This window comes from Amycolatopsis taiwanensis DSM 45107 (assembly GCF_000519205.1).
GTDB lineage: Bacteria > Actinomycetota > Actinomycetes > Mycobacteriales > Pseudonocardiaceae > Amycolatopsis_E > Amycolatopsis_E taiwanensis.
The window spans coordinates 99012-124409 of record NZ_JAFB01000029.1 but is presented as its reverse complement, the minus strand read 5'-3'; the positions used below and the strand labels follow the sequence as shown (position 1 = coordinate 124409).

Annotated in this window: 23 protein-coding genes; 12 read left to right on the top strand and 11 right to left on the bottom strand. The window is 68.2% G+C overall.

From position 1 onward, the window contains the following. Window positions 1–334 precede the first annotated feature (334 nt). Window positions 335–1360: a hypothetical protein gene (locus A3CU_RS0123430; RefSeq protein ID WP_156960515.1), complete on the bottom strand. Its 1026-nt coding sequence runs from the start codon at window positions 1358–1360 to the stop codon at window positions 335–337. A 141-nt stretch (window positions 1361–1501) separates the two neighbouring features. Next, window positions 1502–3091, bottom strand: coding sequence for an amidohydrolase (locus A3CU_RS0123425; protein ID WP_027944363.1), 1590 nt, complete (start codon window positions 3089–3091; stop codon window positions 1502–1504). A gap of 306 nt (window positions 3092–3397) precedes the next feature. Between A3CU_RS0123425 and A3CU_RS0123420 the strand changes: the two genes are divergently transcribed. The 4 genes from A3CU_RS0123420 to A3CU_RS0123405 all read left to right on the top strand — a co-directional run bounded on the left by A3CU_RS0123420 (window position 3398) and on the right by A3CU_RS0123405 (window position 6990). Then, on the top strand, window positions 3398–4123 hold the full coding sequence (locus tag A3CU_RS0123420; protein ID WP_027944362.1) for an enoyl-CoA hydratase/isomerase family protein: 726 nt from the start codon (window positions 3398–3400) through the stop codon (window positions 4121–4123). Then, window positions 4120–5649: an AMP-binding protein gene (locus tag A3CU_RS0123415; protein WP_027944361.1), complete on the top strand. Its 1530-nt coding sequence runs from the start codon at window positions 4120–4122 to the stop codon at window positions 5647–5649. Before A3CU_RS0123420 ends, A3CU_RS0123415 begins: the two co-directional genes overlap by 4 nt. Window positions 5650–5972: 323 nt before the next feature. Then, on the top strand, window positions 5973–6605 hold the full coding sequence (locus tag A3CU_RS0123410) for a TetR/AcrR family transcriptional regulator (protein ID WP_027944360.1): 633 nt from the start codon (window positions 5973–5975) through the stop codon (window positions 6603–6605). Between the two features lie 58 nt (window positions 6606–6663). Then, entirely contained in the window at window positions 6664–6990 is a 327-nt protein-coding gene (locus A3CU_RS0123405) for a hypothetical protein (protein ID WP_027944359.1), read from the top strand. A 130-nt stretch (window positions 6991–7120) separates the two neighbouring features. Here A3CU_RS0123405 and A3CU_RS46240 read toward each other — a convergent pair whose 3' ends face one another. The 6 genes from A3CU_RS46240 to A3CU_RS0123375 all read right to left on the bottom strand — a co-directional run bounded on the left by A3CU_RS46240 (window position 7121) and on the right by A3CU_RS0123375 (window position 14836). Continuing rightward, window positions 7121–7855 carry a hypothetical protein gene (locus A3CU_RS46240; protein ID WP_156960514.1) on the bottom strand — a complete coding sequence of 245 codons (735 nt, stop codon included), beginning with the start codon at window positions 7853–7855 and terminating at the stop codon, window positions 7121–7123. Next, window positions 7843–9528, bottom strand: coding sequence for an ABC transporter family substrate-binding protein (locus tag A3CU_RS0123395; RefSeq protein WP_027944358.1), 1686 nt, complete (start codon window positions 9526–9528; stop codon window positions 7843–7845). The genes A3CU_RS46240 and A3CU_RS0123395 overlap by 13 nt, the downstream gene beginning before the upstream one ends. After that, window positions 9525–11618 (bottom strand): ABC transporter ATP-binding protein, encoded by a 2094-nt coding sequence (locus A3CU_RS46235; RefSeq protein WP_156960513.1) that lies wholly within the window; start codon window positions 11616–11618, stop codon window positions 9525–9527. The genes A3CU_RS0123395 and A3CU_RS46235 overlap by 4 nt, the downstream gene beginning before the upstream one ends. Next, on the bottom strand, window positions 11615–12508 hold the full coding sequence (locus A3CU_RS49980; RefSeq protein ID WP_245617282.1) for an ABC transporter permease: 894 nt from the start codon (window positions 12506–12508) through the stop codon (window positions 11615–11617). The genes A3CU_RS46235 and A3CU_RS49980 overlap by 4 nt, the downstream gene beginning before the upstream one ends. A 10-nt stretch (window positions 12509–12518) precedes the next feature. Beyond that, window positions 12519–13493 carry an ABC transporter permease gene (locus tag A3CU_RS0123380; RefSeq protein WP_027944356.1) on the bottom strand — a complete coding sequence of 325 codons (975 nt, stop codon included), beginning with the start codon at window positions 13491–13493 and terminating at the stop codon, window positions 12519–12521. A 170-nt stretch (window positions 13494–13663) separates the two neighbouring features. Continuing rightward, the gene (locus A3CU_RS0123375; protein ID WP_027944355.1) at window positions 13664–14836 is read right to left on the bottom strand and encodes an acyl-CoA dehydrogenase family protein; all 1173 of its coding nucleotides are present in this window, start codon (window positions 14834–14836) and stop codon (window positions 13664–13666) included. Between the two features lie 300 nt (window positions 14837–15136). On the opposite strand from A3CU_RS0123375, the gene A3CU_RS0123370 reads away from it, so the two are divergent. Further along, a complete protein-coding gene (locus A3CU_RS0123370) occupies window positions 15137–15826 on the top strand; it encodes a 4'-phosphopantetheinyl transferase family protein (protein ID WP_027944354.1) in 690 nt (229 codons plus the stop codon). A 9-nt stretch (window positions 15827–15835) separates the two neighbouring features. On the opposite strand, the gene A3CU_RS0123365 is transcribed toward A3CU_RS0123370, so the two are convergent. Together A3CU_RS0123365 and mihF are read right to left on the bottom strand one after the other, a co-directional pair. Then, window positions 15836–17008: an isochorismate synthase gene (locus A3CU_RS0123365; protein WP_027944353.1), complete on the bottom strand. Its 1173-nt coding sequence runs from the start codon at window positions 17006–17008 to the stop codon at window positions 15836–15838. A 95-nt stretch (window positions 17009–17103) separates the two neighbouring features. Beyond that, window positions 17104–17415, bottom strand: a complete 312-nt coding sequence (gene mihF, locus A3CU_RS0123360; protein ID WP_027944352.1) for an integration host factor, actinobacterial type — start codon at window positions 17413–17415, stop codon at window positions 17104–17106. 225 nt (window positions 17416–17640) lie between these two features. On the opposite strand from mihF, the gene A3CU_RS0123355 reads away from it, so the two are divergent. From A3CU_RS0123355 to A3CU_RS0123325, 7 genes are all read left to right on the top strand, one after another. Continuing rightward, the gene (locus tag A3CU_RS0123355; protein ID WP_027944351.1) at window positions 17641–19269 is read left to right on the top strand and encodes a long-chain fatty acid--CoA ligase; all 1629 of its coding nucleotides are present in this window, start codon (window positions 17641–17643) and stop codon (window positions 19267–19269) included. 584 nt (window positions 19270–19853) lie between these two features. Further along, entirely contained in the window at window positions 19854–20987 is a 1134-nt protein-coding gene (locus tag A3CU_RS0123350) for a C39 family peptidase (RefSeq protein ID WP_084143625.1), read from the top strand. A 162-nt stretch (window positions 20988–21149) separates the two neighbouring features. Further along, window positions 21150–22250 (top strand): S-(hydroxymethyl)mycothiol dehydrogenase, encoded by a 1101-nt coding sequence (locus tag A3CU_RS0123345; protein ID WP_027944349.1) that lies wholly within the window; start codon window positions 21150–21152, stop codon window positions 22248–22250. A 33-nt stretch (window positions 22251–22283) separates the two neighbouring features. Further along, complete coding sequence (locus A3CU_RS55730; RefSeq protein WP_052372026.1) at window positions 22284–23066, top strand: hypothetical protein; 783 nt, start codon at window positions 22284–22286, stop codon at window positions 23064–23066. Between the two features lie 85 nt (window positions 23067–23151). Further along, window positions 23152–23820 carry a TetR/AcrR family transcriptional regulator gene (locus A3CU_RS46230; RefSeq protein WP_052372024.1) on the top strand — a complete coding sequence of 223 codons (669 nt, stop codon included), beginning with the start codon at window positions 23152–23154 and terminating at the stop codon, window positions 23818–23820. Between the two features lie 66 nt (window positions 23821–23886). Further along, window positions 23887–24156, top strand: coding sequence for a helix-turn-helix transcriptional regulator (locus tag A3CU_RS0123330; protein ID WP_027944347.1), 270 nt, complete (start codon window positions 23887–23889; stop codon window positions 24154–24156). Then, window positions 24153–24677, top strand: coding sequence for a DUF2178 domain-containing protein (locus A3CU_RS0123325; protein ID WP_027944346.1), 525 nt, complete (start codon window positions 24153–24155; stop codon window positions 24675–24677). The genes A3CU_RS0123330 and A3CU_RS0123325 overlap by 4 nt, the downstream gene beginning before the upstream one ends. A gap of 214 nt (window positions 24678–24891) precedes the next feature. Here the strand turns inward: A3CU_RS0123325 and A3CU_RS0123320 are convergent, their stop codons facing one another. Next, window positions 24892–25350: a PaaI family thioesterase gene (locus A3CU_RS0123320; protein ID WP_027944345.1), complete on the bottom strand. Its 459-nt coding sequence runs from the start codon at window positions 25348–25350 to the stop codon at window positions 24892–24894. Between the last annotated feature and the right edge of the window lie 48 nt (window positions 25351–25398).

Below are 25398 nucleotides of genomic sequence, written 5' to 3'. Positions count from 1 at the left end.
CAAGTTCCCGGTTCCAGCACCCGAGTTCCCGGCTCAGGCACCCAAGTTCCCGGTTCCAGCACCCGAGTTCCCGGCTCAGGCACCCAAGTTCCCGGCTCAGGCCCTCAAGTTCCGGGTTCCAGCACCCGGGTTCCACATTTGTCGTCGGTATCGTGCGGCGGGGAGGACGCCGGGATGCGGCGAAGCCAGAACTCAGACACCTGAACCGAGAACTCAGACACCCGAACCGAGAACTCGGACACCCGAACCGGGAACTCGGACGCCCGAACCGGGAACACAGGCGCCGAGACTGCGGTACTGGTGGCGCCGCATTCGCCACCAGTACCGCCCTGGATCAGACAACCCTGACCCGGGACCATGGGGCCGCCGCCAGGCGGAGCGCGTCGACCCAGACGGCCGCGTCGCCGGGCAACGGCCGTTCCGGCAGGGCGGGGAGGCCGAGCCGGCTGAGGAACTCGGCGGTCTGTTCCTCCCAGGGAAAGCCGAGCAGCGCGACGCCCTGCGCGGCGGCCAGCGCCAGCGCGGGAAGCCGCGCTCCGGCCACAGCTTCCGCCTGGCCCACCACGGCCTTCGCCAGCCGAGGCGGCAGCAGGGGCCCGACCACCGGCAGGTCGTGGCCGAGTTGCGCGGACACCTCGCCGAGCAGCGCCTCGTCGCGGCGGGTCCGGTCGATGCCGAAATCGGCGTGCGCCGACATCGCGATGCCGGCGACCGTGCCGCCGTGACGGTCCCAGGCGCGCGCGGCCCCGGCCAGAATCCGGATCTCGTCCAGCGTGCGGCATTCGTCCGGCATCGCTTTCGGCGCGAGCAGCAACAGCGGACGTTGGGGCGGCACCCCGGCGGCGGCCAGCGCGCCCTGGGCGTACTCGGCGGGCTCGGCCGGCAATCGCGCGAAAACCTCGTCACAGTAGACGGCCGGGGTGTCGTGCTCGCCGGCCGACCGGCGCGAGCGCCGCACCGGTCGCGACATCGCGGCACCACCGCAGAAGGTGAGGTACGTGGCTTCCCGGCCCACGGTCAGACAGGCCGAGACGACGACCGGCCAGCCGCGGCCGGCGGACGGTTCGCCGACCACCACGACCGCGTCGCACCAGCACAGGGAGGTCAACAACGCCTGCGCCGACGCGGGGACGGCGCGCACCCGGTGAATGGCCTCCACGAGCATGGGATTGTGGGAGAGGACCCGCGGCTCGGCGTCGCCGCCGAGGGCTCGCAGCGCCTCGGCGAGCAGCACGTCGTCACCGATGTCACCGGTGCCGACGTCGCCCACGAGCAACACCCGTCGCCCGCGGGCACGGCGGTGCCTCCGGGCCCGGGAAACCCCGAGCTCCGACAATCCCAGATCGCTCGTTCCGGTCATCCGTGTCCTCCCGGAATTCGCCGACAGCGCCCGTGTCATTCAGAACGTGTTCATAACACTGGGGCACACATTTGATTTTCCGGCCACCGATCCGGTGAAGAACTCACCCCGGTCAGGTGACTTTCTGCCACGCGAAAATACTCAGGTCGCCTGGTAGACCAGCTCGCCGCCGATCACCGTGGCCAGCACGCGCGCGTCCTCCAAAGTGGACTCCTCGGTCGGGTCCGCGGACAGCACCGCGAAATCGGCGAGCTTGCCGGGCTCCAGCGTCCCGAGGTCGTGTTCCCGGAAGGCCGCGTAGGCCGAGCCGTAGGTGTAGGCGCGCAACGCCTGCGCGGGAGTCAGGCGCTCGTCCGAACCCAGCAGATGGCCCTGTGACGTACGCCGGCGAACCATGTCGATCAACCCGAGCAGCGGGGCGCCGTTGACCACCGGCCGGTCCGAACTGCCCGGCAGCACACAGCCGGCGTCCACAAGGGACTTCAAGCGGTAGCACCAGTCCTCCCGCTCCGGGCCCAGTGCCGCCCGCATACCGTCGCCGATTTCGGTCACGAACCGGCCCTGTGGCACCGGAATCAGGCCCAGCTCGACGACCCGCGCGAGTCCTTCCGGCGGCAGCACGGCGCAATGCTCGATGCGGTGCCGGTGATCCGGCCGGGGATACGCGGCGAGCGCCGCCGCGTAGGCATCCAGCACCGTCTCGATGGCGCGGTCACCGATCGCGTGCGTGGCGATCTGCCAGCCCGCCCGGTGCGCCCGCAATATCGTGCGAGCCAGCTCATCCTCGGGAAGCTGGAAATAGCCCCGGTTTCCGGGCTCGCCGGCGAAGTCGTCACGCATCGCCGCGGTGCGTCCGATCAGCGAACCGTCCGCGAACAGCTTCATCGGGCCGACGCGCAACCACTCGTCGCCCAGTCCGCTGCGCAGGCCGAGATCGAGACCGAACCCGCTGTCGTCGGGCAGGTCGTGCAGCACGGCCGACGAGACCATCAGCGTGGTCCGCACCCGCAGCACGCCCCGGTCCCGCGCGAGCTGATAGGCGGCCACCTCGACCGGGGTCTGCCCGACCAGCCCGCCACCGACCCCGGCCTCCTGCACGCTGGTGATGCCCTCGGACAGGTAGACCTCGCTCGCCCGGTCGATCGCGCGCACCACGCGCTCCTCCGGCACGGGATAGGTGAGCGGGCGCAACAGCAACTGCGCCTGCTCGCGCAGCAGGCCGGTCGGTGAGCCGTCGGTGTCCAGCACCACGTCGCCGCCGGCGGGCACGGTTGCGAGATCGAGCCGGTCCAGCACGTTCGAGCTGACCACGCACATGTGCCCGGAGGTGTGTTTGAGCTGCACCAGCCGTCCGGGCGCGGCACGGTCCAGGCCGTGCCGGGTGGGATGCCCGCCCACCAGCCGGTTCTGGTCGTAGCCGTGGCCCACGACCCAGCCACCCTCTCCGACCTCGGCCGCGCGCTTCGCGATCGCCGCGTACACCTCGTCGACGTGCGTGCACTCGCCGAGCGGCACCTCGTCGAGGTTGGTGCCGAACCAGACCATGTGGTTGTGGGCGTCGTGAAAGCCTGGTACCACCACGGCGCCGCCCAGATCCACCCGCTGCCGAGCCGAGAGCGCCTCGGCGTCTTCCCCCAGCGCGACGATCCGGCCGTGCAGCACCGCGACCGCCGACGTCGGAGTCCGGTCGCTCAACACCCGCGCGTTTTCGAAAACAGCGTCCACCCGCACGTGTCGACCATACTGTGACGCCCCACGATCTCCCCCAATCGATCGATCGATCGGCTAAGCTGTGGTGGACGGTGTAAGGAGGCGCATAGCACCACTTGTATCAACTCGCGGCAATCACGGTGACCACCGAGCGCGCGCTTTTGTCCCGTGTCTTGTGGGGGCTCGGCCCCGACTGGGGGCAAGCCCCCAGACCCCCTTATCGGGGCGGCAGGGCGCCCTCGTCACAGACCTGACTCGACCCCCTGTGCAGCGCCCTCTCGACACGATCGCGGTCGCGCGCAAACTAGCGAAGAAATGAGCAACCACATGACCTCGGTGGAAATCGGCTGGCACGACGACGTTGCCCGGGTCTGGCTCAACCGCCCCGAGCGGCTGAACGCGGTCGCCCCCGTGCTGGTCGACGACCTGCTGGCGGCCCTGGGCCAGGTGGCGGGCTCCGGTGCGCGCGCGGTGGTGCTGGGCGGGCGCGGGCGCGCGTTCTGCGCCGGCCACGACCTGAAGGAACCCACCCCGCCCGGGGACGCACGGGCCCGGCTGGAACGTCTCCAGGACGTCACCCGCCGCCTGCGCGCGCTCCCGCAACCGGTGATCGCCGCCGTGCACGGCTACGCGATCGGCGCGGGGGCGGAGTTCGCACTCGGCTGTGATCTGGTGCTGGCCGCCGAAGACGCGGTCTTCGCCTTCCCCGAGGCCGGACTCGGGCTCAGCGTCACCGGGGCGGCGTCCCGGCTGCTGCCCCTGCTGGTCGGCCCGGCCAAGGCCAAGGAACTCGTCCTGCTGGGCGAGCGGATCGACGCGGCCACGGCGGAGCGCATCGGTCTCGTCAACGCCGTGGTGACGGATGTGGGCGAGACGGCGATGGACTGGGCCGGAAGGATCGCGAAGCAACCCGGGGCCACGCTCGCCAAGCGTGCGCTCGACGCGTCGATCGACCTCGAGCCCGCGCTGGAACTCGAAGTGAGCCACGCGCTGATCACCGAGTATTCATCGGACGCCGCGCGGGCCGCGGCGGACTTCCGGAGCCGGCGATGATCGCCCTCGGCCAGGTCGACGACCTGGTGACGCTGGTCCGGCGGGCCGCGCGGACCTGGCCGGACCGGGTGGCCTGGATCTTCGACGAGACCGGCGCGCGGCTCACCTTCGCCGACGTCGACCGGGAAAGCGACCGCCTCGCGCTGGCGCTCGGGGACCTCGGGGTGAAGCGGGGCGATCGGGTCGCGGTGATGATGCGCAACGAACCAGCGTTCCCGTTGCTCTGGCTGGCGCTGGCGAAACTGGCCGCGGTGCTGGTGCCGGTCAACATCAACTACCGCGAGCTCGACGGGTGCCATGTGCTGCGGCAATCGGGTGCGCGGTTCGCCGTGGCGGCCCCGGAATTCGTCGAACTGCTCGAGGAAATCGCGCCCGCCACGACGCTGGAACGCGTGCTCACCGTCGACGAGCTGGCCAGCTCGGTCCCCGAAGGCGCACCGACCTTTATGGCCACGGGCGAACTGCCCGTCAACATCCAGTACACCTCAGGCACCACCGGCGCACCGAAGGGCTGCGTCCTGCCGCACCGCTACTGGCTGACCCTCGTGCGCGGGCTGGTGACCGAGTTCCCGAAGATCTCGGCACAGGACACGATCCTGACTGCCCAGCCGTTCCACTACATCGATCCACAATGGAACGTCGCGCTCGGACTGGCCGCCGGCGCGACCCTGGTCGTGCTGGACCGGTTCCACCCGTCGACGTTCTGGTCGAAGGTCCGGCAATACGAGGTCACCTGGTTCTACTGTCTCGGCCTGATGCCCGTGCTTCTGTTGCGGCAGCCGGAATCCCCGAAGGACGGCGACCACAACGTTCGCGCGATCAGCGCGTCGGCCATACCCCGCGACCTGCACGCAGCGCTGGAGAAACGCTGGGGCGTGCCCTGGTACGAGGCATTCGGCATGACGGAGACCGGCGGCGATCTCCGGGTATCCGAAATGGACCACGACGAGCTGGTCGGCACGGGCTGCGTCGGCACCCCCACCCGCGATCGGGAGGCGATGATCGTCGACGAGGCCGGGCACCCGGTACCGCGCGGCGAGACCGGCGAACTGGTGTTGCGCGGGATCGGAATGATGCACGGCTACCACGACGATCCCGAAGCGACCGCCCGTGCGTTCCGCGGTGGCTGGTTCCACACCGGCGATCTGGCCAGCATGGACGATCGTGGGCGCGTCTTCTACGTCGGGCGCACGAAGGACATGATCCGCCGCAGCGGCGAGAACATCTCCGCCGACGAGGTGGAACGCGCCCTGCTGCACCATCCCGCGGTCCGACTGGCCGCGGTGATCGCCGAACCCGACGAACTGCGCGGCGAGGAGGTACGGGCCTTCGTGGTGCTGAACGAGGCGGCGACACCGGACGAGCTGGCCGAGTTCTGCGCCACCAAGCTCGCCTATTTCAAGGTGCCCCGGTATTGGACCGTGACCGAGTCCCTGCCGCTGACCCCGTCCGAACGGGTCGCGAAGGGCGAACTGGCCTCCTGGAACCTGCCCCGCTACGACCGCGTGAGCGCGCAGTGGGAGTGAACACCCTGTTTTTGAGAACGCGCGATCGACGAACATGGACTCTCGCATGGCACCCCCTGGGTCAACCCACGGCAATCACGGTGACCACCGAGCGCGCGCTTTTGTCCCGTTATCGGGGCGGGGCGCCATCAAGGGCGACGTGACCCGAGTTCGTCAGGAGCGCTTTGGCGACACGATCAAGGGGGTCTGGGGGCTTGCCCCCAGTTGGGGGTGTGGGGGCGGAGCCCCCACAAGGCGCTGGGTCTGGGGGCTTGCCCCCAGTCGGGGTGCGGGGGCGGAGCCCCCACAGGACACGGTCGCGCGCAACTCGCGGAGGACACAGCATGACCCTCACTGAACAGCGGGTGCGCGCCGCCGCGGTGAAACTGTTCGCGGACAAGGGTTTCCACGGCACCGGGATACGGGAGCTGGCGCAGGCGGCGAAGATCTCCTCGGCGAGCCTGTACCACTACATGGGCACCAAGGAGGAACTGCTCGAAGGCATCATGTGCGAGTGCCTGGACCGCCTGCTGGCCGCGGCCCGGCAGGTGCCGGCCAGCGATCCGCGCGACCGGCTCGCCGGGCTGGTCGCGCTGCATGTGCTCACCCATGCGATCGAGCCCGCGCAAACCCGGGTGGTGGACCACGAGGTCCACGTGTTGTCCCCCGAGGCCAGGAGCGAGGTCGTCCGGCGGCGGGACGAATACGAGCGGCTGTGGGCGGAAACGATCGAGGAAGGCATCGCGGCCGGAGTGTTCCACGACACCCGCCCGACCCTTACCAGGCTCGCGCTGCTCGAGATGTGCAACGGGGTGTCCAGGTGGTATTCGCCGCACGGACCGCTGTCGCTGGAGGAACTCGCGACCCATTTCGCCCGGCTCGCGATCAGGATGCTCGGCGGGGAGGAAAACGATTTCTCGGCCACGGTGGGGCATGCCCGATCGGTGGTATCGACGGTGTGGAAGAGGACCCTCTAGCTGGGGATTCATCGTGGGTCACTTGCGCCCGACGGCTTGGGTGAGGGACCCTCGAAGGGTGACTGAGCAAACGATCCGCCTGGAACTGGACGACTCGGGTCTCGCCCCGGAGTTGCCGGTGCCGACCAACCCCCGGGACCAGGTACAGGAAGTCCCGTACCGCCCGGTGGAATTCCGCGATGACGACCTTGCCGCAGCACTGGAGCGCTGCGCGGCCTGGATTCGCTCGGCACAGGAATGGCTCGGCGAGCCGCTCGACGTGCTCGCCATTCACCTCGACTACGACGACCGCGAAGGCGCCCCGTACTACGACGTGAAACTGCTGTGCAACGAGGAGGATCTTGCCGGAGCGCCGCTGGCCCTGCGTGCGCAATCTCACGATTAGCCGGCTCTGGCAACAGGCGATGCGCTGCATGAGTGACCCGTTCATGCCGAATTTCGACAGTAACGGGTCACTCATGACATCTCCTTCTTGACTTTGCGCGTGACCGCGATCGTGTTGCCGCAATCGAGTGTCAGGATGGGTCGGAACCACGGATGGCGGCCCACCACAGGGCGACGGACGCGGTGACGGCGGTCGCACCCAGCCAGCCGAAAACACCGGAATCGTCGAGAAAGACCCAGAACAACCCGACGATCGGCGCGGTGACCAGCAGCACGGAATCCACCCGTAGCTGTCTGGGCCACCGTGCCGCCGTCCTCGCCCTCGCCGGTGCGTGCTCATCCGGCAACGCTGGGTTGTCCCCTCGCCGTCCGAGCGGCTGGGTGGTACGCAGCCGCCCGGACGGGTAGAGCCGCACCCCGTCGATCTCGACCGCCGCCAGCCGCTTCCCGTGCAGGCGCGCGGTGGCCGGCGACGGCAAGGTGACCAGCTCGGGCTCGAAAAACACCGGAATCCAGCACCGTGGGCTCTCCTGGGTCTCCAGCCACGAGCGGACGAGCAGTCCGCGCTGGATCCGAACCCGGCGAAGGCGGCACACCCGCCCTGGCCGCCGGAACAGCAGCACCCGGCGCAACCACACCCAGCCGCCCACCGCGACGACCACCACGGCGATCAGCGCGGGGTAGATCAGCCCGCTCAGCGCGCGACCGGCCGCCTGCGGAGTCCGTTCCGTGGCCAAGGAGTAGCCGGAGACCGCCGCGACGGCCCCGCAGACCACGAGCACCAGCGCCGTGGTCGCGAGGCCGTGCCGAAGTGGCCGTGGCATCGCGACCCGGCCGCGCTTGCCGAACACTCCTATTTCATCCAACCGACGGTCGTGTAGTCGGGGGCGCCGAAGCCGAACGCACCGAAATTCGCCAGCCCCTTCTTCACACCCCACGCATCCGGGCGCTGGTAAAGAGGCAGCGAGAAACCTTCCCGCCACAACGCCTGGTCGATCTCGTTACCGATCGCGGCGCGCTTGTCGTCATCGAATTCGGTGAATGACTTCTTGAACAGGTCCCCGATGCCTTCCGTGTCCGGGATGCGACCGTAGTTCTGCGCGATATTGTTGGGATCATAGATATAAATCCCGCTCGAGCTGCTGATCGGAAAAGGCGTCCCCTCCCAGGCCATGTTCTGCATCTCGAAGTTTCCCACCTGCAGGTACTGGGTCTGCCAGGCATTGAGATCCACCACGTTGAACGTGACATCCACCCCGATCGCGGACAGTTGTTGCTTGATGACCTGTCCCTCGTTGGCGCTGACCGGCGTGCCGGCCGGGTACATCAGGCTGATCGTGAGTGGTTTACCGTCCTTCTGCCGCACCTGACCACCGGCCGGCAACGTCCAGCCCGCGGCGTCGAGTGCCTTGCCGGCCGCGGCCGGGTCGTAACTGTACGGAGCGCCGTCGTCCTGGTAGTACTTCTGCCCCTCGACGTAGATCCGGTTGTTCAGCGGACGCACGTCCGGGACTATCGGGCCGATCACCGCCTTGCCCAGCGCCACCCGGTCGATTCCTCTGATCACGCCGATCCGGACTTGCGGATCGGAAAGCGGTGTACCGGCCTTGGCGTTGAAGTTGAGCACCCGCCAGTTCGGCGCCAGCGCCGTGCGGATTTCGGCATCGGCGTCCTGTTGCAGCGTCTGGAATGTGGCGACGTCGGGTCCGATGTCGACCGCGTCGAGCGCACCGCCGGCGAATGCTTGCGGCTGCGCCGAAGCCGAGACCTGCCGGAAGGTGATGGTGTCCAGCTTCGGTTTCGGGCCCCACCAGTTCGGGTCCCGCTCCAGGACCAGCACCTTGCCGGTGTTGTCGATCTGCTTGACCCGGTATGGTCCCGCGGTCACCGGGATCTGGTCGACCCAGTCCTTGTTGAACTGGTCCGGGGTCGAATAGTGCGACGCCGGGTAAATGAAGTTGGTAAGGCCCTTCCATTCCGAGAACGGCTTTCCGAACCGGACGAGGACGTCCTGGTCGTCGGCTCCGCGCTCGACGCTGTCGATGTCCTCCCACCCGGCGGTGTTCGCCGGCTGGTAGTCGCCGTTCTTGCCGTTCTGCGCCTGCCAGTTCGCCTGGATGTCGCGCCAGGTGATCGGCATCCCGTCGGACCACCTGGCCTTCGGGTTGATCTTCATCTCGACCACCTGCGGTGTGGTGGAGATCAGGTCGGCAGAGAGCAGAAAGTTGGTGTTGACCTTCACCGTGCCGTCCGCCTGCTGAGCGAACGGCTCGAACGAGATCGCGTGTCCCACCAGGAACAGGTCGACCGAAGCACCATCGACCTGGTTCAAGTTCCACTGCTGTGGCCACTGCGCGAGCGGTAGGTTCACGCTGCCGCCGTCCTGCAGGTTCTCCACCGGCTGGGCGTTGATGTCGGCCGTGCCCATCTCCCGGACCTGCGCATTGCCCCCACCGGTCGTGCCGCCGCCGCACGCGCTGAGCACCAGCGCCCCAGCGGCCAGTGGTGCCACCACCGCCGCCCATCTCTGCCTGTTCACGAAGTGCTCCTCTCTCCCGGGTGCCCATCTCGTGTTTCGACCTGTGGTGCTCCATCCGCGAAGTGACAAGCGACCTCGTGGTCGCCGTTATGACTGGCACGCAACGGTTCCTGCTCGACGCAGCGCGAACGCTCGCTATCGGGCAACGCGGCGAAGGTGAAGCACCGGGTGCGGAACCGGCAGCCGGACGGGGGATCCGTCGGGCTCGGCAGGTCCCCGGTGAGCACGATGCGCTCCCGCCGCCGCTCGGCCACCGGGTCCGGCAGCGGGATCGCGGACAGCAGTGCGCGGGTGTAGGGGTGCGCCGGAGCGGCGAAAACCGTGCGTACCTCCCCGATTTCCACGATCTTCCCGAGATACATCACCGCGACCCGGTCGGCGATGTGGCGGATCACCGACAGGTCGTGCGCGACGAACAGGTAGGACAGCGAGAGTTTCGCCTTGAGCTCGTCGAGCAGGTTGATGATCCCGGCCTGGATCGAAACGTCCAATGCGGACACCGGTTCGTCGAGCACGACCAGTTTCGGCTCCAGCGCGAGGGCCCGTGCGATGCCGATGCGCTGCCGCTGGCCGCCGGAAAACTCCGCCGGGTACCGAACAGCGTGCTCCGGCCGCAACCCGACGAGCTCCAGCAGCTCGGGCACCCGTAGCCGAATACGCGCCTTCGGGTAGCCGTGCACGCGCATCGGCTCGGCGATGATGTCGGCGATCGGCATCCGGGGGTCCAGAGACGCCATCGGATCCTGGAACACCACCTGCAGCTCGCGGCGGATCTCCTTGCGCGCGCCCGCGTCCAAAGTAGACGTTTCACGGCCGAAGACGGTGACCGAGCCGGCGGCGGGCGTGGCGAGATCCAGGATTTCCAGCAGCGTCGTGCTCTTCCCACAGCCGGATTCGCCGACCAGGCCGAGTGTCTCGCCCTCGACGAGATCGAACGAGATCCCGTCCACCGCGCGCACCGTGCCGACGCGGCGACGGAATACCGTGCCCTTGGTGACCGGATAATGCTTGACCAGATCCCGCACCTGGAGCACCATGGCGCGTTCCTCGCGCGGCACGGCGGCCAGGGCCGACGAGCTCACCACCGACGCGCCATAGACCTCCGCGGCCTCGGCAGCGACGCCGAGTTCCGCGCTACGGACACACGCCGCCGTGTGGCCGGGCGCCACCTCCGCCAACGGAGGTTCAGCCTCCCGGCAGGCATCCACCACCATCGGGCAGCGCGGGGCGAACGGGCAGCCTGGCGGCAGGTCGGAAAGCGACGGCGGCTGGCCCTCGATCGGCACGAGCGGTTGCTTCTCCGCAGCGTCCAGCCGGGGAATCGAGCCGAGCAACCCCAGCGTGTACGGCATCCGGGGCCGCGCATAGATCTCTTCGACCGGCCCGGATTCGACCCCCCGCCCGGCGTACATGACCAGCACGCGATCGGCGAAACCGGCCACCACACCCAGGTCGTGCGTGATGATCGCGATGGCCGCACCGGTGACCTCCCGCGCGGTCTTCAGCACATCCAGCACCTGCGCCTGCACGGTCACGTCGAGCGCCGTGGTCGGCTCGTCGGCGATGATGAGGTCCGGGTCGTTGGCGATCGCGATGGCGATCACCGCCCGCTGCCGCATGCCACCGGAAAACTCGTGCGGATACGCCTTCGCCCGCTGGGCGGCGTGCGGGATGCCCACCAGGTCGAGCAGTTCCACCGCCCGCCGGGAAGCGTCCTGTTTGGACAGCTTGCCGTGCGCGAGGAGAGCCTCGGCCACCTGGTCGCCCACGGTGTAGACCGGGGTCAGCGCGGACAGCGGGTCCTGGAACACCATCGAGATCCGCTTGCCGCGGATGGTCGAGAGGTCACGGTCACTCAACCCGATCAGTTCGCGCCCGGAGAACCGGATCGATCCGGACACCCGGGCCCGCTCGGGCAGCAGGCCCATCACCGCCAGCGACGAAACGGACTTGCCCGAGCCGGACTCCCCGACGATCGCGAGCACCTCGCCCCGGTCGATCCGGTAGCTCAACCCGCGCACCGCATGTACCTCGGTGTCCTGGCCGGGGAAGCCGACCTCCAGCCCGCTCACTTCCAGCACCGGTGTCACGACCGGCCTCCGGTGGGGTCGAGCGCGTCACGCAGGCCGTCACCGGCGAAACTGACCGCGAGCACGCCAACGATCAGCAGCAGCCCCGCGGGCAGGAACAACCACGACGAAGTGAGCGCGAACGGCGCGCCGTCACGGATCAGCGTGCCCAGCGAAACGTCGGGCGGTTGCACGCCGAACCCGAAGTAACTCAGGCCCGTCTCGGCAAGCACGGCCGTGCCGACGTTGATCGTCGCATCGACGATCAGCAACGACGCCATGTTCGGCAGGATGTGTCGCCCGATGATGCGCCACGCGCTCTCGCCCGCGTACTTCGCCGCCTTCACGAACTCGCGTTCCTTCAACGAAAGCGTCAGCCCGCGCACGATCCGTGCCGTGATCATCCACAGGAACGCGGCCAGCATCAGCACGAACATCAGCCAGCCCTGGCGCCGCAGCCACTGGCTCATGATCGCCAGGAGGAGGAACGAGGGCAGCACCAGCAGCAGGTCCACCAGCCACATCAGCGCCCGGTCCGCCCAACCGCCGAAATAACCCGCGGCCGCGCCGACGATCGCCGCCAGCCCGGTGGCGATCAACGCGACCAGGAGCCCGATGGACAGCGACTTCTGCAGGCCGTGCATGGTTTGCACGAATACGTCGCCACCGATCTGGGTGGTGCCGAACCAGTGTCGCGGGCTCGGCGGGGAAAGGTAGGCGTTCGGGTCCTGGCTGGCGTAGGTCCACGGCGAAAAGAGCGGTGCGACGAACGCGAGCGCGTACATCAGCAGAATTACCACGATTCCGCCGACAGCGAGTTTCTTCCGCAGGAACCTGCGCAATACCAGCTTGCCGCGGCTGACATGTTCCGGAACCGGCTGGCTTGGCGCGTCGGAAGTGCTGTGCGTCATGACCATGGCGCTACACCCGCACCCTCGGGTCGAGGGCGGAATACAACACGTCCGACAACCAGCCGGAGACGAGAATGCAAACCGCCACGAACAGCGTGACCGTCGCGGTTATGTTGGTGTCCTGCTGACCGATCCCGTACACCAGCCAATCTCCCATGCCGTACCAGCTGAACAGGTTCTCGGTGAACACCCCACCCGTGATCAACGTGCCGAAACCGAATGCGAACAGCGTGGCCATCGGGATCAACGCGGTCCGCATGCCATGTTTGAACAGTGCTTTTCGCCGGGTGAGGCCCTTGGCCCTGGCGGTGCGCAGGAAGTCGGAACCGAGCACGTCGAGCATCGCGCTGCGCTGATACCGGGAATAGAGCGCGATTTGACCGAGCGCGATGGTCAGCGTCGGCACGATGAGATGGCGAACCCGGTCGCCGACCGACGCCCAGAAGCCACCGGTGAAATTCGGCGTCGTCTCCCCCGTGAACTGGAGTACGTTGCTCCCCGCGGCCTGGTTGATCTGCAGCGCGCCCTGCTTGAGCAACAGGCCGAGCAGGAACACGGGGGTGGACAGGATGACGAACGATGCAATGGTGACCAGGTAGTCGCTGAACCGGTACTGGCGGATCGCGCCGATCACGCCGGCCAGCACCCCGACCACGATGCCGATCACGGTGCCGAGCAGGAACAGCCGCAGGCTCACCCCGACGCGGCGGCCCAACTCGCTGGTGATCGGGGCACCGTCGATCGTCTGCCCGAAGTCCCCGTGCAGCACCCCGCCCAGCCAGCTGAAGTACCGCGCCGGCACCGGTTCGTCGAGGTGCAGGTCGTGTGCCTTGGCGGCGAGCGTTTCCGCCGACGGCGGCGGGTTCCGGGTCAGCAGCACGTCGAGCGGATGGAAGGTCAGCGAGGCCAGCGTGTACGCCAGGAAGGTGGCGATAAGGCACAGCACGAGGTAGTTCACGAGGCGGCGCGTCAAGAATCCGGTCACGTACGAAGTTCCTTCCGCACGGCCCGTTTCGCCGCACCGATGTAGGCTAGGTCACATTCGTTGGTTACCAACCCTACAAAGGTTTGGACGTTCGTTACAGTCCGATTTCGATCGATAACCGTAAGTATTACGGCCCCACGCCGGAGCGAGAGCCGTGCGGGAGGCAGGCGTCAGCCCAGCACGCCACTGACCTTGACGTGCCCCTTGAGCAGGTTGCGCGCGATCGTCCGGCGCTGGATCTCGTCCGTACCCTCGTAGATGCGCAGCAGGCGCAGCTCGCGATACCAGCGCTCGATCGGCAGCTCACGGGTGTAGCCCATGCCGCCATGGATCTGCAGGACCCGGTCGACGATCTCGTTCGCCTTCTGCCCGCCATAGAGCTTCGCGACGGACTGGGCGTGGCGTGAGTCCATGCCCGAGTCCACCTGCCACGCCGCGTGCAACACCAGCCAGCGCAACGCTTCGAGTTCGACCCCGGAATCGGCGATCAGCCACTGGATCGCCTGCCGGGTGGCGATCGGCGCGCCGAAGGTCTCCCGCGTGTTCGCGTACTCGATCGCCATCGAGATCAATCGCTCGCAGGAGCCGATGGCCCGTGCGGGCAGCAGGTACCGGCCCCGCCCGATCCACTGCATGGCCAGGGTGAAGCCCTGGCCCAGCTCGCCGAGGATCTGCGTCTCGGGCACCCGGACGTCGGAGAACACCAGCGAGGCCGGGCCCCATTCGCCCATGGTGTCGATGGGTTCGGACTTCCAGCCCAGGTCGCGGTCGACGAGGAAGCAGGTCACCCCGCCATCGGCGCCCTTGGCCGGGTCGGTCACCGCGAAGACCATGACGAAGTCGGCCTCGTTGCCGCCGGTGATGAAGGTCTTCTCGCCGTTGATGATCCAGTCGGCACCGTCCTTGCGCGCCGAGGTCCGGATCGCCTTGGCGTCCGAGCCGGCGCCGGGCTCGGTGATCGCGAAGCACGACTTCCGCTCGCCCGAGATGGTCGGCAGGAGGTAGCGCTCCTTCTGCTCCTCGTTGGCGTAGTACAGGATGTTGTCCGCCTGGCCGCCGAACCGGAACGGCACGAACGTCTTGCCCAACTCGGCTTCCAGCAGCGCGGTCAGCACGGCGGAGAGCCCCATGCCGCCGTATTCCTCGGGTGTCTGCACGCCCCAGAACCCGGACTCCTTCGCCTTGAGCTGCAACGCCGTGAGTTCCTCGGCGGGCAGGCCGGGCTCGCCACGGCGTTCCCGCCGGAGGACCTCCGGCTCCAGCGGCATCAGTTCACGCTGGACGAACGTGCGCACCCAGTCGCGGACCTCGCGCTCCTCGGTGCTCAGGCTGAAGTCGACCATCGGACCTCCCATTCGGTCGCGGCTCGAGCGCACCTGGGCCGCCGCTCCCGTGACTAAGCGCTCGCTTAGTTCACGGTACTTACCGGCCGGAAACGACACAACCCACGCGAGTCCCACGCTCCCGTCGCGCGAGTCCCACACTCCCGACACGCGAGTCCCACACTCCCGACGCGCGAGTCCCACGTTCCCGTCACGCGAGTCCCACACTCCCGTCACGCGAGTCCCACGTTCACGGCGACCGGAAGGTGGAACACGCGCTACGGGATTGTGGGACTCGCGTCAGTAGGTAAGTTGGGCAGCGTGATCGAATGTGGCGTTTGGTGGGCGCTTCCGCTGCCGGTTGAACCGCGCTACCTGGACCTGCTGGATCCACTGGAGCAGGACCGCTATCACGCCTACCGCCAGGAAATCGACCGGCGCCGGTTCCTCACCGGGCGGGTCCTGGCGAAGACCGTCGTCGGCGAGTTCCTCGGCCGTCCACCCGAGGCGATGAAGTTCGACGCGACCTGCGAGGACTGCGGCAAGCCGCACGGCCGGCCGAGAATCGCGGGCGCACGGTTTTCCATCTCGCACTCCGGCGACCGGATCGGTCTCGCGGTCACCACGGACACGCCGGTCGGCCTCGATGTCGAGACCACCGGCCGCGGCGCGGACGATTCGCTGATCTCCTACTCGCTCAACGAAACCGAGCAGGCGGACCTGGCCGGGTTGGCGGGCGAGGAGCGCGTCCAGGCGTTCTTCCGGTACTGGACCCGCAAGGAAGCGCTGATGAAGGCGACCGGGCGGGGACTGAAGATCCCGTTGACGAGCATGACACTTTCCGGTCCGGGAGAACCGGCCCGGCTCGTCGCGTCGGCCGACGCCGCGCTGCGGCCCGAGACGACCCGGCTGGCCGACCTCGAACCGGGCGAGGGCTACCGCGCCGCGATCGCCGTGCTGACCGCCGACGAAATCAAGGTGACCGAGCAACGCTGGGATGCCCCCGCGTAACCGTCGCGCTCAGAGGTCGAGGCCCATTGCGCGCAACAGGGTCTGGAACTTGGCGGAAGTCTCGTCGAGTTCGGCCTTGGGATCGGAGGCCGGGACGATGCCGCCGCCCGCGTACAACCGCAGCGACCGCGGCCCGGCCTCGGCGCAGCGAATCGATACCGCCCATTCGCCGTCGCCCTGGGCGTCCATCCAGCCGACCGTGCCCGCGTAGTAGCCCCGGTCGAACGGCTCCAGCTCGTTGACCAGCCGCCGGGCCTCGGCGGTGGGCGAGCCGCAGATGGCCGGGGTCGGGTGCAGGGCGGCGGCCAGGCGCAGCGCGGTGACGTCCGGGTCGACCAGCTCACCGGTGACGACGGTGCCGAGGTGCCAAATGGTGGGCGTCGAGACGAGCGAGGGCTTGCGGGGCACGTCGAGGCGGCGGCAGAACGGCCGCAGCGTCTCCACAACCGCCTCGGTCAGCACCGCATGCTCGATGTGGTCCTTGCGGGAGGAGGCGAGGGTTTCCGCGTTTTCCCGATCGGTCACCGGGTCCGCCGAGCGGGGCGCCGAACCCGCGTGCGGATGCGAGACCACCCGTCCGCCGTACCGGGAAAGCAGCAGTTCAGGCGTGGCTCCGGCCAGGGTCCGGCCACCCGGCAGGCCCGCGGCGAAGATGTAGCGGCCCGCGCCGTCGGCCACGAGATTGCGCAGGATGGCGCGCAACGGGACGTCGGAATCGAAGTCGAGATCCAGCGCCCGGGCCAGGACGACCTTGCGCATCCCACGGTCGCCGAGCGTCTTGATCGCTCTGGCCACGGCCTCCACGTGGCGCACCGGCTCGGGCACCGCGCGCACCGCGACCGGCGCCGCGACGGCTTCGCGCGACCCGGCCCGCGCAGGCCCGGTCACATACGAGGTTTCAGGCAGCACGATGTGCCCGGGAGCGGCCTCGGTGTCGAAGGGAAGCACACCGACCGCGAGCCGCGGACCAGGCTCGGAGTGCATGAGTGGCCCGTTCCTACCGGATTTCGACAGTAACGGGTCACTCATCTCACTCAAGGCAGCGGAGACGGCATCGCTGAGGTATACGGCATCGGTTCCGGTGAAAGTCCGGTGAGAACCTGATCCGTAGATCGTGTGCCGGTCGGTGCCGAAGAAAAAGTCACCGGGGTGATAGTCCGCGAGCAGTTCTCCTGCATCCATACGGACATTCTCCCCCGGGCACGGGTTCGTGTCCGGCCTGCGAGTGGAAAGTGTCGCCAGGGCAACACTTTCCACTCATAAGCAGAAATTCCGAGTTACTTGAGGGCGTCGATGAGGGCTTCGCGCTGACGGTCGCCCAGGCCCGCGGCACGCCGGTCCGGGTCGATACCGGCCTGCTCCAGCAACGCCGCCACCTTGACCGCGCCCAGGCCGGGTACCGCCTTGAGCAGCTGCGTCACCTTCGTCTTACCAATGGTCTTGTCCTCCTTCGCCTTCAGAAGCACCTTGTCGATGCTCTGCTTGCCGGATTTGATCGACGCGAGCAACTCGGAGCGCGCCTTCCGGGCCTCGGCCGCCTTGGCCAGGGCCTCCGCGCGCTGCTCCGGGGTCAACGTAGGCAGAGCCAACGTACTAGTCCTTCCTCTATCGGCTGTCCCGCTTTCGCGGCGTGACCCGACTCCCAGCGTGCTTGCCCGAGCAAGCGCTGGCCAGACCGTCGGGTCCACGGCCCCAGTAAACGCCACCTGGGCCGATGCCGGAAATCGACACGCGCGCACTCGCCCGGTCGAGGGGTCCCGATCTAGAGTCTGCGGTGACGAATTTCATACCTGAGAGCCCGCGGGAGTTCCTCAATGTTGAGCACGATGCAGGACGGACAACTGTCCCTGGCCAACCTGCTCCGCCACGGCTGCCACGTCCACGGGGCCAGCGAAGCCATCACCTGGACCGGTTCAGAAGCGCGACGCGAGAGCTACGCCGAACTCGGCCGGCACGCCGCACGGCTCGCCAACGCGCTGCGCGCACTCGGCATCACCGGTGACCAGCGCGTCGGCACCTTCATGTGGAACAACACCGAGCACCTCGCCGCCTACTTGGCAGTCCCGGCGATGGGTGCCGTGCTGCACACCCTCAACGTCCGGCTCTTCCCCGAACAACTGGTCTACATCGCCAACCACGCCGAGGACGAGGTCGTCCTGGTCGACGGGTCCCTCGCGCCGCTGCTGTCCCGGCACCTGCCCGCGATGGAAACCGTCAAGCACGTGCTCGTCGCGAACGGCGACCCCGGCGCGCTGGAGGCACCCCGCGGCGTCGAGGTGCACGCCTACGACGAGGTTCTGACCGCCCAGCCGGACACCTTCGACTGGCCGTCGGTGGAGGAACGGTGGGCCGCCGCGATGTGCTACACGTCCGGGACCACCGGGGACCCGAAGGGCGTCGTCTACTCGCACCGGTCGATCTGGCTGCACTCGATGCAGGTGTGCATGACCGACAGCATGGCGCTCGCCCAGAGTGACAAGGCGCTGGCGATCGTGCCGATGTTCCACGCGATGGCGTGGGGATTGCCTTACGCCGCGATCATGGTCGGCGCGTCACTGCTCCTGCCGGACCGGTTCCTGCAACCGGAGCCGGTCGCCCGGATGCTCGCCGCCGAGAAACCCACCCTCGCGGGCGCGGTGCCGACCATCTGGCAGGGCCTGCTCCACCATCTCGAAACCAATCCACAGGACATCTCGCATCTGCGGGAGGTCATCGTCGGCGGCTCGGCTGCCCCGCCCTCGCTGATGCATGCGTTCGAGGAACGTCACGACGTGCCCATCGTGCACGCCTGGGGTATGACCGAGACCTCACCGCTGGGTAGCGTCGCGCGGCCACCGGTACAGGCCACCGGCGAGCAGGTCTGGGCGTATCGCTACACCCAGGGCCGGTTCCCGGCTTCGGTGCGCGCCCGCCTGATCGGCGATGCGGGTCAGGAACTGCCTTGGGACAACGAATCCGTGGGCGAACTGGAGGTCCAGGGTCCGTGGGTCGCGGCGTCGTACTACGGCGGCGCGGACGTCGACCCGGAGAAGTTCCACGACGGCTGGCTGCGCACCGGGGACGTGGGCAAGATCAGTCCCGACGGGTTCCTCACCCTCACCGACCGGGCCAAGGACGTGATCAAGTCCGGCGGCGAGTGGATCTCCTCGGTGGACCTGGAAAACCTCGTGATGAGCCATCCCGCGGTGGCCGAGGCGGCGGTGATCGGGGTGCCGGACGAGAAATGGGACGAGCGCCCGCTGGTGGCGGTGGTGCCGGCCGAGGGTAAATCGGTGACCGCCGCCGAGCTGCGTGATTTCCTGGCCGCCCAGGTCGCGAAGTGGCAGCTTCCGGAGCATTGGACGTTCATCGACGAAGTGCCCAAGACCAGCGTCGGCAAGTTCGACAAGAAGCGCCTGCGGGGCTCCTACGCCGAAGGCAAGCTCGATGTAACCCACTTCTAGCGCAGGACACACGCACCCGAACCAGGAGCACGCCCGCCTGAACCGGGAACTCGCCCGCCTGAACCGAGAACACGCGCACCTGAACCGGGAACACGCGATCCTGAACCGGGAACTCGCCCGCCTGAGCCGGGGACACGCCGGGCTTGGCGTGTCCCCGGTTCAGGAAGCTGTGTCCCCGGTTCGGGAGGCCGAATTCTGGGTTGGGGACGGCGAATTCTGGCTTCAGGCACCTGAGTTCGGGCTTCACGCACCTGAGTCGCGGGTTCAGACGCGTGACCGCGCGCCTGAACCGGGAACACACGCGCCCGAACCGGGGACACGCCGGGGCTGGACCGGGAACACACGCGCCCGAACCGGGAACACACGCGATCCTGAACCGGGGACACGCGCGCCTGAACCGGGAACTCGCGCGTCTGAACCGGGAACTCGCGCGCCTGAGCCGGGGACACGCCGGGCTTGGCGTGTCCCCGGTCCAGGAAGCTGTGTCCCCAGCTCGGGGTCAGAGGGGTTAGTTGCGGGGTCAGACGCTTGGTAGCCCGGGGTGCTGGGTGGTGCAGCGCTTGCTCGGCGGGGGTGCTGTCGCCATGATGGCGACGGTGACCGCCCTGCCCGCCGAAGCCCAGACCGCGCCCGTCGACTACCACGAGTTCGCCACGCCCGGCGGGCTGTGGATCGGCAAAGCCGGCATCGTCGACTACTCCGGCAAGACCTACTCCTACGCCCGGTGGACCACTCCGGTCCGGCAGCAGGGTTTCGACGCGACCCAGCTGATCGCGTCGTGGAACGCGCGGACCCCGGAGGGGACCTGGATCGAGGTCGAAGCGCAGGGCTGGACCAACAACGGCGTACGGACCGCCTGGTACGTGCTGGGCCGGTGGGCCAGCGGCGACACCGACATCCAGCGCACGAGCGTCGGCGGGCAGGACGACGCGAACGCGACGGTGGACGTGGACACGCTGGAGATGAAACCCGGCGTGACGTTGCGCTCGTATCACCTGCGGGTCAACCTCTACCGCGAGGAAGGCTGCCACGATGCCCCGGCCGTCATCCGGATCGGCGCGATGACCTCGGCCATCCCCGACCGGTTCGACGTTCCGGCGGCCAAACCGGGCAGGGCCACCGGAATCGAACTGCCGGTGCCCGCCTACGCGCAGAACCTCCACAAAGGACGGTTTCCGGAGTACGGCGGTGGCGGCGAAAACTGGTGCAGCCCGACATCGACGGAGATGGTCGTCGAATACTGGGGCCGGCGGCCCAGCGAGGCGGACATGTCGTGGATTCCCGCCGGATACCCCGACCGCACCGTCGCCTACGCGGCCCGCTACACCTACGACCACGCCTACGAAGGCACCGGGAACTGGCCGTTCAACACGGCCTATGCGGCGAAGTTCGGGCTGCACGGGCACATCACGCGGCTGCGTTCGCTCGCCGACGTCGAGGGCTACATCGCCCGCGGAATTCCGGTGATCACGTCACAGTCGTTCCTCGCGAGCGAACTCGACGGCGCCGGGTACGGCACCGCCGGTCACATCATGGTGGTCGTCGGGTTCACCGAGGACGGCGACGTGATCGTCAACGACCCTGCCCGCGACAAGGACGTGCGAAGCGTGTACAAGCGTGCACAGTTCGAGAAGGTCTGGCTGCGCACCAAGCGCTACACGGACTCCGGGTCGGTCGCGGACGGCTCGGGCGGCATCGCCTACATCATCACCACTTAGCCGAACTGTCCCGCTGACCTGCGTAAACGACTGAGGCCGGGCGTAGCATGCAGGAAGATGCGGGCTATCTCGCTATCGCGATCGCCATGGTTTCCGTGGCAAGCTCCAAAGGTCGCTATCCGCACACGTCCTCCAACGACACGCGCGAGAAAGGTGATCCACATGCCGCACGAGGTACAGGGAGTGGTTTCCCGGGCAAAGGGCGAGCCGGTCTCATTGGAGACCGTGATCGTGCCCGACCCGGGGCCTGGTGAAGCGGTGGTCTCGGTGAGGGCATGCGGGGTCTGCCACACCGACCTGCACTATCGCGAGGGCGGCATCAACGACGAGTTCCCGTTCCTGCTGGGCCACGAGGCCGCCGGCTACGTCGAGCAGGTCGGTGACGGGGTCACCGATGTCGCGCCGGGCGACTTCGTCATCCTGAACTGGCGCGCGGTGTGCGGCATCTGCCGGGCCTGCAAGCGCGGCCGCCCGTGGTACTGCTTCAACACGCACAATGCGTCACAGCCGATGACCCTGGCCGACGGCACCAAGCTCACCCCGGCGCTGGGCATCGGCGCGTTCCTGGAGAAGACGCTGGTGCACGCCGGGCAGTGCACCAAGGTCAACCCCGAGGCGGAGCCCGCGGCGGCCGGGCTGCTCGGCTGCGGGGTGATGGCCGGGCTCGGCGCGGCGATCAACACCGGCGCGGTCACCCGCGGCGACACGGTCGCGGTGATCGGCTGTGGTGGGGTCGGCGACGCGGCCATCGCGGGCGCGTACCTGGCCGGAGCGCGCACGATCATCGCGATCGACACCGACGACGGGAAGCTGGCCTGGGCCAAGGACTTCGGCGCCACGCACACGTTCAACTCCCGTGGGCGCAGCCACGACGAGGTGGTCCAGGCCACCCAGGATCTGACCGAGTCGTTCGGCGCCGACGTGGTGATCGACGCGGTCGGCCGGCCGGAGACCTGGAAGCAGGCCTTCTACGGGCGGGACCTGGCCGGCACCGTGGTGCTGGTCGGCGTGCCGACGCCGGAGATGCGCCTGAACGACATGCCGCTGATCGACTTCTTCGCGCGGGGCGGCTCGCTGAAGTCCTCGTGGTACGGCGACTGCCTGCCCTCACGGGACTTCCCGATGCTGGTCGACCTGTACCTGCAGGGCCGGCTGCCGCTGGACAAGTTCGTCACCGAGCGGATCGGCGTCGACCAGGTGGAGCACGCCTTCGAGCGAATGCACAAGGGAGAGGTGCTCCGTAGCGTCGTCGAGTTCGGCTGAGCGGTCTTGCCTTCCCGCCCCAGCAAAGAACATTTGTTCACCGACGAGGACTTTCCGGCCGACCCCTACCCCGGGGTCCGGCCGGACCGGTCCTTCCTGCACCGCGACGGCCGCGGCTACGAGTTGCCGGACCCGCTCGCGGTGGACGGCCGCATCCCCGTGCTCGCCTACGGCTCAAACGCGTGTCCGTCGAAGATCACTTGGCTGCGGGAGAACCTGGGCCTGCGCGGCGACGTGATCGTGTTGCGCGCCCGGTGCACCGGGATCGCCGCGGTGTGGGCGTCGGGTGTGCGGCTGCGTGACGGGCAGCGCACGGCGACGCTGGCCGCCATGCCGGGTGTGGTCGAAACGCACGCCGTGTGGCTCGCCACCCCGGAACAACTCGCCGTGCTCGACGTGTGCGAGGGCCGTGGGAAGCGTTACCACCTGGCCCGTCTCGGCACCTCGCGGCCGGCGGGGCCCACCGTCACCGTGGACGGGCTGAAGTACGTCTCAGAGTCCGTGTTTCCGCCCGATGTAACCACGGGCACGCGCGCCGGAGGCCTCCGATTTGGGGAGGTAGGCCGCCGACCTCGGAAGGCATGGATCACGCGGGAGTCACGGCCTGGCTACCCGAATCCGATCGCGTGCACTTTGAAACACTGGATGGGCCTGCCCGAGGTATTCGCCTACGTCGGCGCTTCTCCGGCCCGGATGCCGTTGCTCGTCAACGGCCGGCCGGTGCGGGTTGAAGAGTTGCCGCATCCCGGCGCCCAGGCGTTGAAGGGCGTGCCCGCGTCTTCGCACGGACTCAACGTTTCAGTCATTCAACGATGACGGAAGACCGGTCAAATCGCTCGCCATTTCGATAACATCACGCTCGTCAGGGGGCGTGGTCGTCGGAACGGCAAAGCGGGGTGCAATGGCTGAGGAAGCGCAGCGGGCTTTTGCGCCGTCCGCGTCCGAGGATTCCCCGGCGTCGAGTGCCGGTGCGGCCAATGGCCGGGCACGGCCGGGCGGGGTGCGGGTCTCCGACGACCTGCTGCTCGACGCCGCGCGGACCTGTGTGCTGGCGGCCGGCCTGCGCCGCACCACCCTCGCCGAGATCGCCCGCACCGCGGGGGTAAGCCGGATGACGCTGTACCGGCGTTTCCCCGATGTCGGCAGCATCCTGTCCGCGCTGATGACCAGGGAATTCGGCGCGGTGCTGCGCGAGGCCGACGCCGCGGGCGAGAGCGCACGCACCGCCCGCGAGCGGCTGACCCGCAGCGCCGTCGCGGCGGTACGCCTGCTCAACGCGAACCCGCTGCTGCGTGCCGTGGTCGACAAGGACGCCGAGGTCCTGGCGCCCTACGTGGTGGTGCGCCTCGGCCGCACGCAGCGGTTCGGTGAGCAGGTCATCTCCGCGCTGCTACGGGCCGGCCGCGAGGACGGCTCGATTCGCGCCGGCGACCTCGCGGCCCAGGCCAGGGCGCTGCTCCTGGTCATCCAGTCCTTCGTCCTGTCCCTGCGCGCGGCCACCTCCGGCATCGAGGCCGAGTCCCTGCTCGATGAGCTGGCCCAACAGCTGGACGGCGCCCTCCGACCCTGATCGACCGCACGACCTTGACGTTGGCCAGACTTGCCAACGTGTTGGGTTTTTGCAACACTACATTGTATGAGCCCAGTGAGACGTGGCAAAGAGCTACCGATTTACAACCGGCTCTCGGTACTTCGCGCCGAGCGAGGCATGAGCCGCGTGGCGCTGGCCGAGGCCGTCGAGGTGAACCCGCAGACCATCGGCGCCCTGGAACGCGGCGACCACTACCCGAGCCTCGACCTCGCATTCCGGCTCTGCACCGTGTTCGGCCTGCCGGTGGAGGCCGTATTCAGCCGCGAACCATTCGCACCACTGTCCACTCAGGTCTATGGGAAAGGGGAACGATGAACGCGATAAGGGTGTGGTGGGAGAACCGCTTCTTGGCCGAGCTGGAAGCGCGGGAGCGCAAGCGGGCACAAAGGATGCCGTCCTGGCGCACCAGGCAGCGACGCCGGGCGCTCGTCGCCGTTCTCGTCATCGCCGAGTTAGCCATCGTCGTCGGTCCACTGGCCGTCTGGCCACGCCAGCTCGATGCGGCCAGCCTGTCATTGGTGTTCGTTCCGTTGGTCGCCGTCGCTGTCGCGCATTCTCTGCTGCGTACCTTGACCGGACGGATGTCTTCCGGGTTCTCGTCATTGCTCGACGAGCGTGAGCGCAAATTGCGGAACCGGGCGAGCCATATCGGCTATCACGTCCTCGGCTGTCTCATGCTGGTCGAAATCGTCTACCTGCTGGTCATGCGGAACCAACCCGAGGTAGCCACCCAAGGTGCCGTGCTGCTGGGTGCGCTCGTCCTGATCGGGGGCACCGCGCCCATGGTCGTTCTCGGCTGGCAACTTCCCGACGACGAAGTGGAAGACGGGCATTGACCGGGAAACCGGAGCTGATGATCGCTCGAGTGTCCAAACGCTACGGTGGGCGCTCGACCGTGTCTCCGTCAAGGTTCGCGCCGGCGAGTTGTTCAGCTTCGTCGGTGGGAACCAGAGGCAACCAGCAGCCCGGACGTCAGTAGCGCGAAAGCGCTTTCCCTGACCCGTTCTTCGCCCCGATGTTCATGCCGACGCGCATGCGGCTGACAGGCCGTCACTGGTCCGGCCGTGATTCGAGGCAGATGAGGGTCTGCTGTCCGGTGGCGATGAGCGTCTTCTGGCCCTCTTCCTGACTGAAGACCTGCAGCTGGCATACCGTCAGCGTCCGGCCGGACCTGAGGACGGTTCCCACCGCCTCGATGCTCTCGCCCGCGGCCGGGGCCAGGAGGTTGATCTTGTATTCCACCGTGAGCACCGTGGAGTTCTCGGGGAAGAGCGTGAAGGCCGCGTAGCCGCCCGCGCTGTCGGCGATGGCGCTGGTGGCGCCGGCGTGGATGTAGCCGTGCTGCTGGGAGAGTTCCGTTCGCCTTGGCAGGGTGATATGCACCCGGCCAGGAGCGATGTGCGTGATGCGGGCGCCCAGATGACGCATGAGCCCTTGCCGGTCGAAACTGTCCTGAACGCGGGCCCGCACTTCGGGGGTGACCTGGTCCGGCAGCGTTTGCTCTTCCACGTCTCTCCTCGCATTGTCGTCATCGACGGTTGCGGCCTGGTGGCCGGA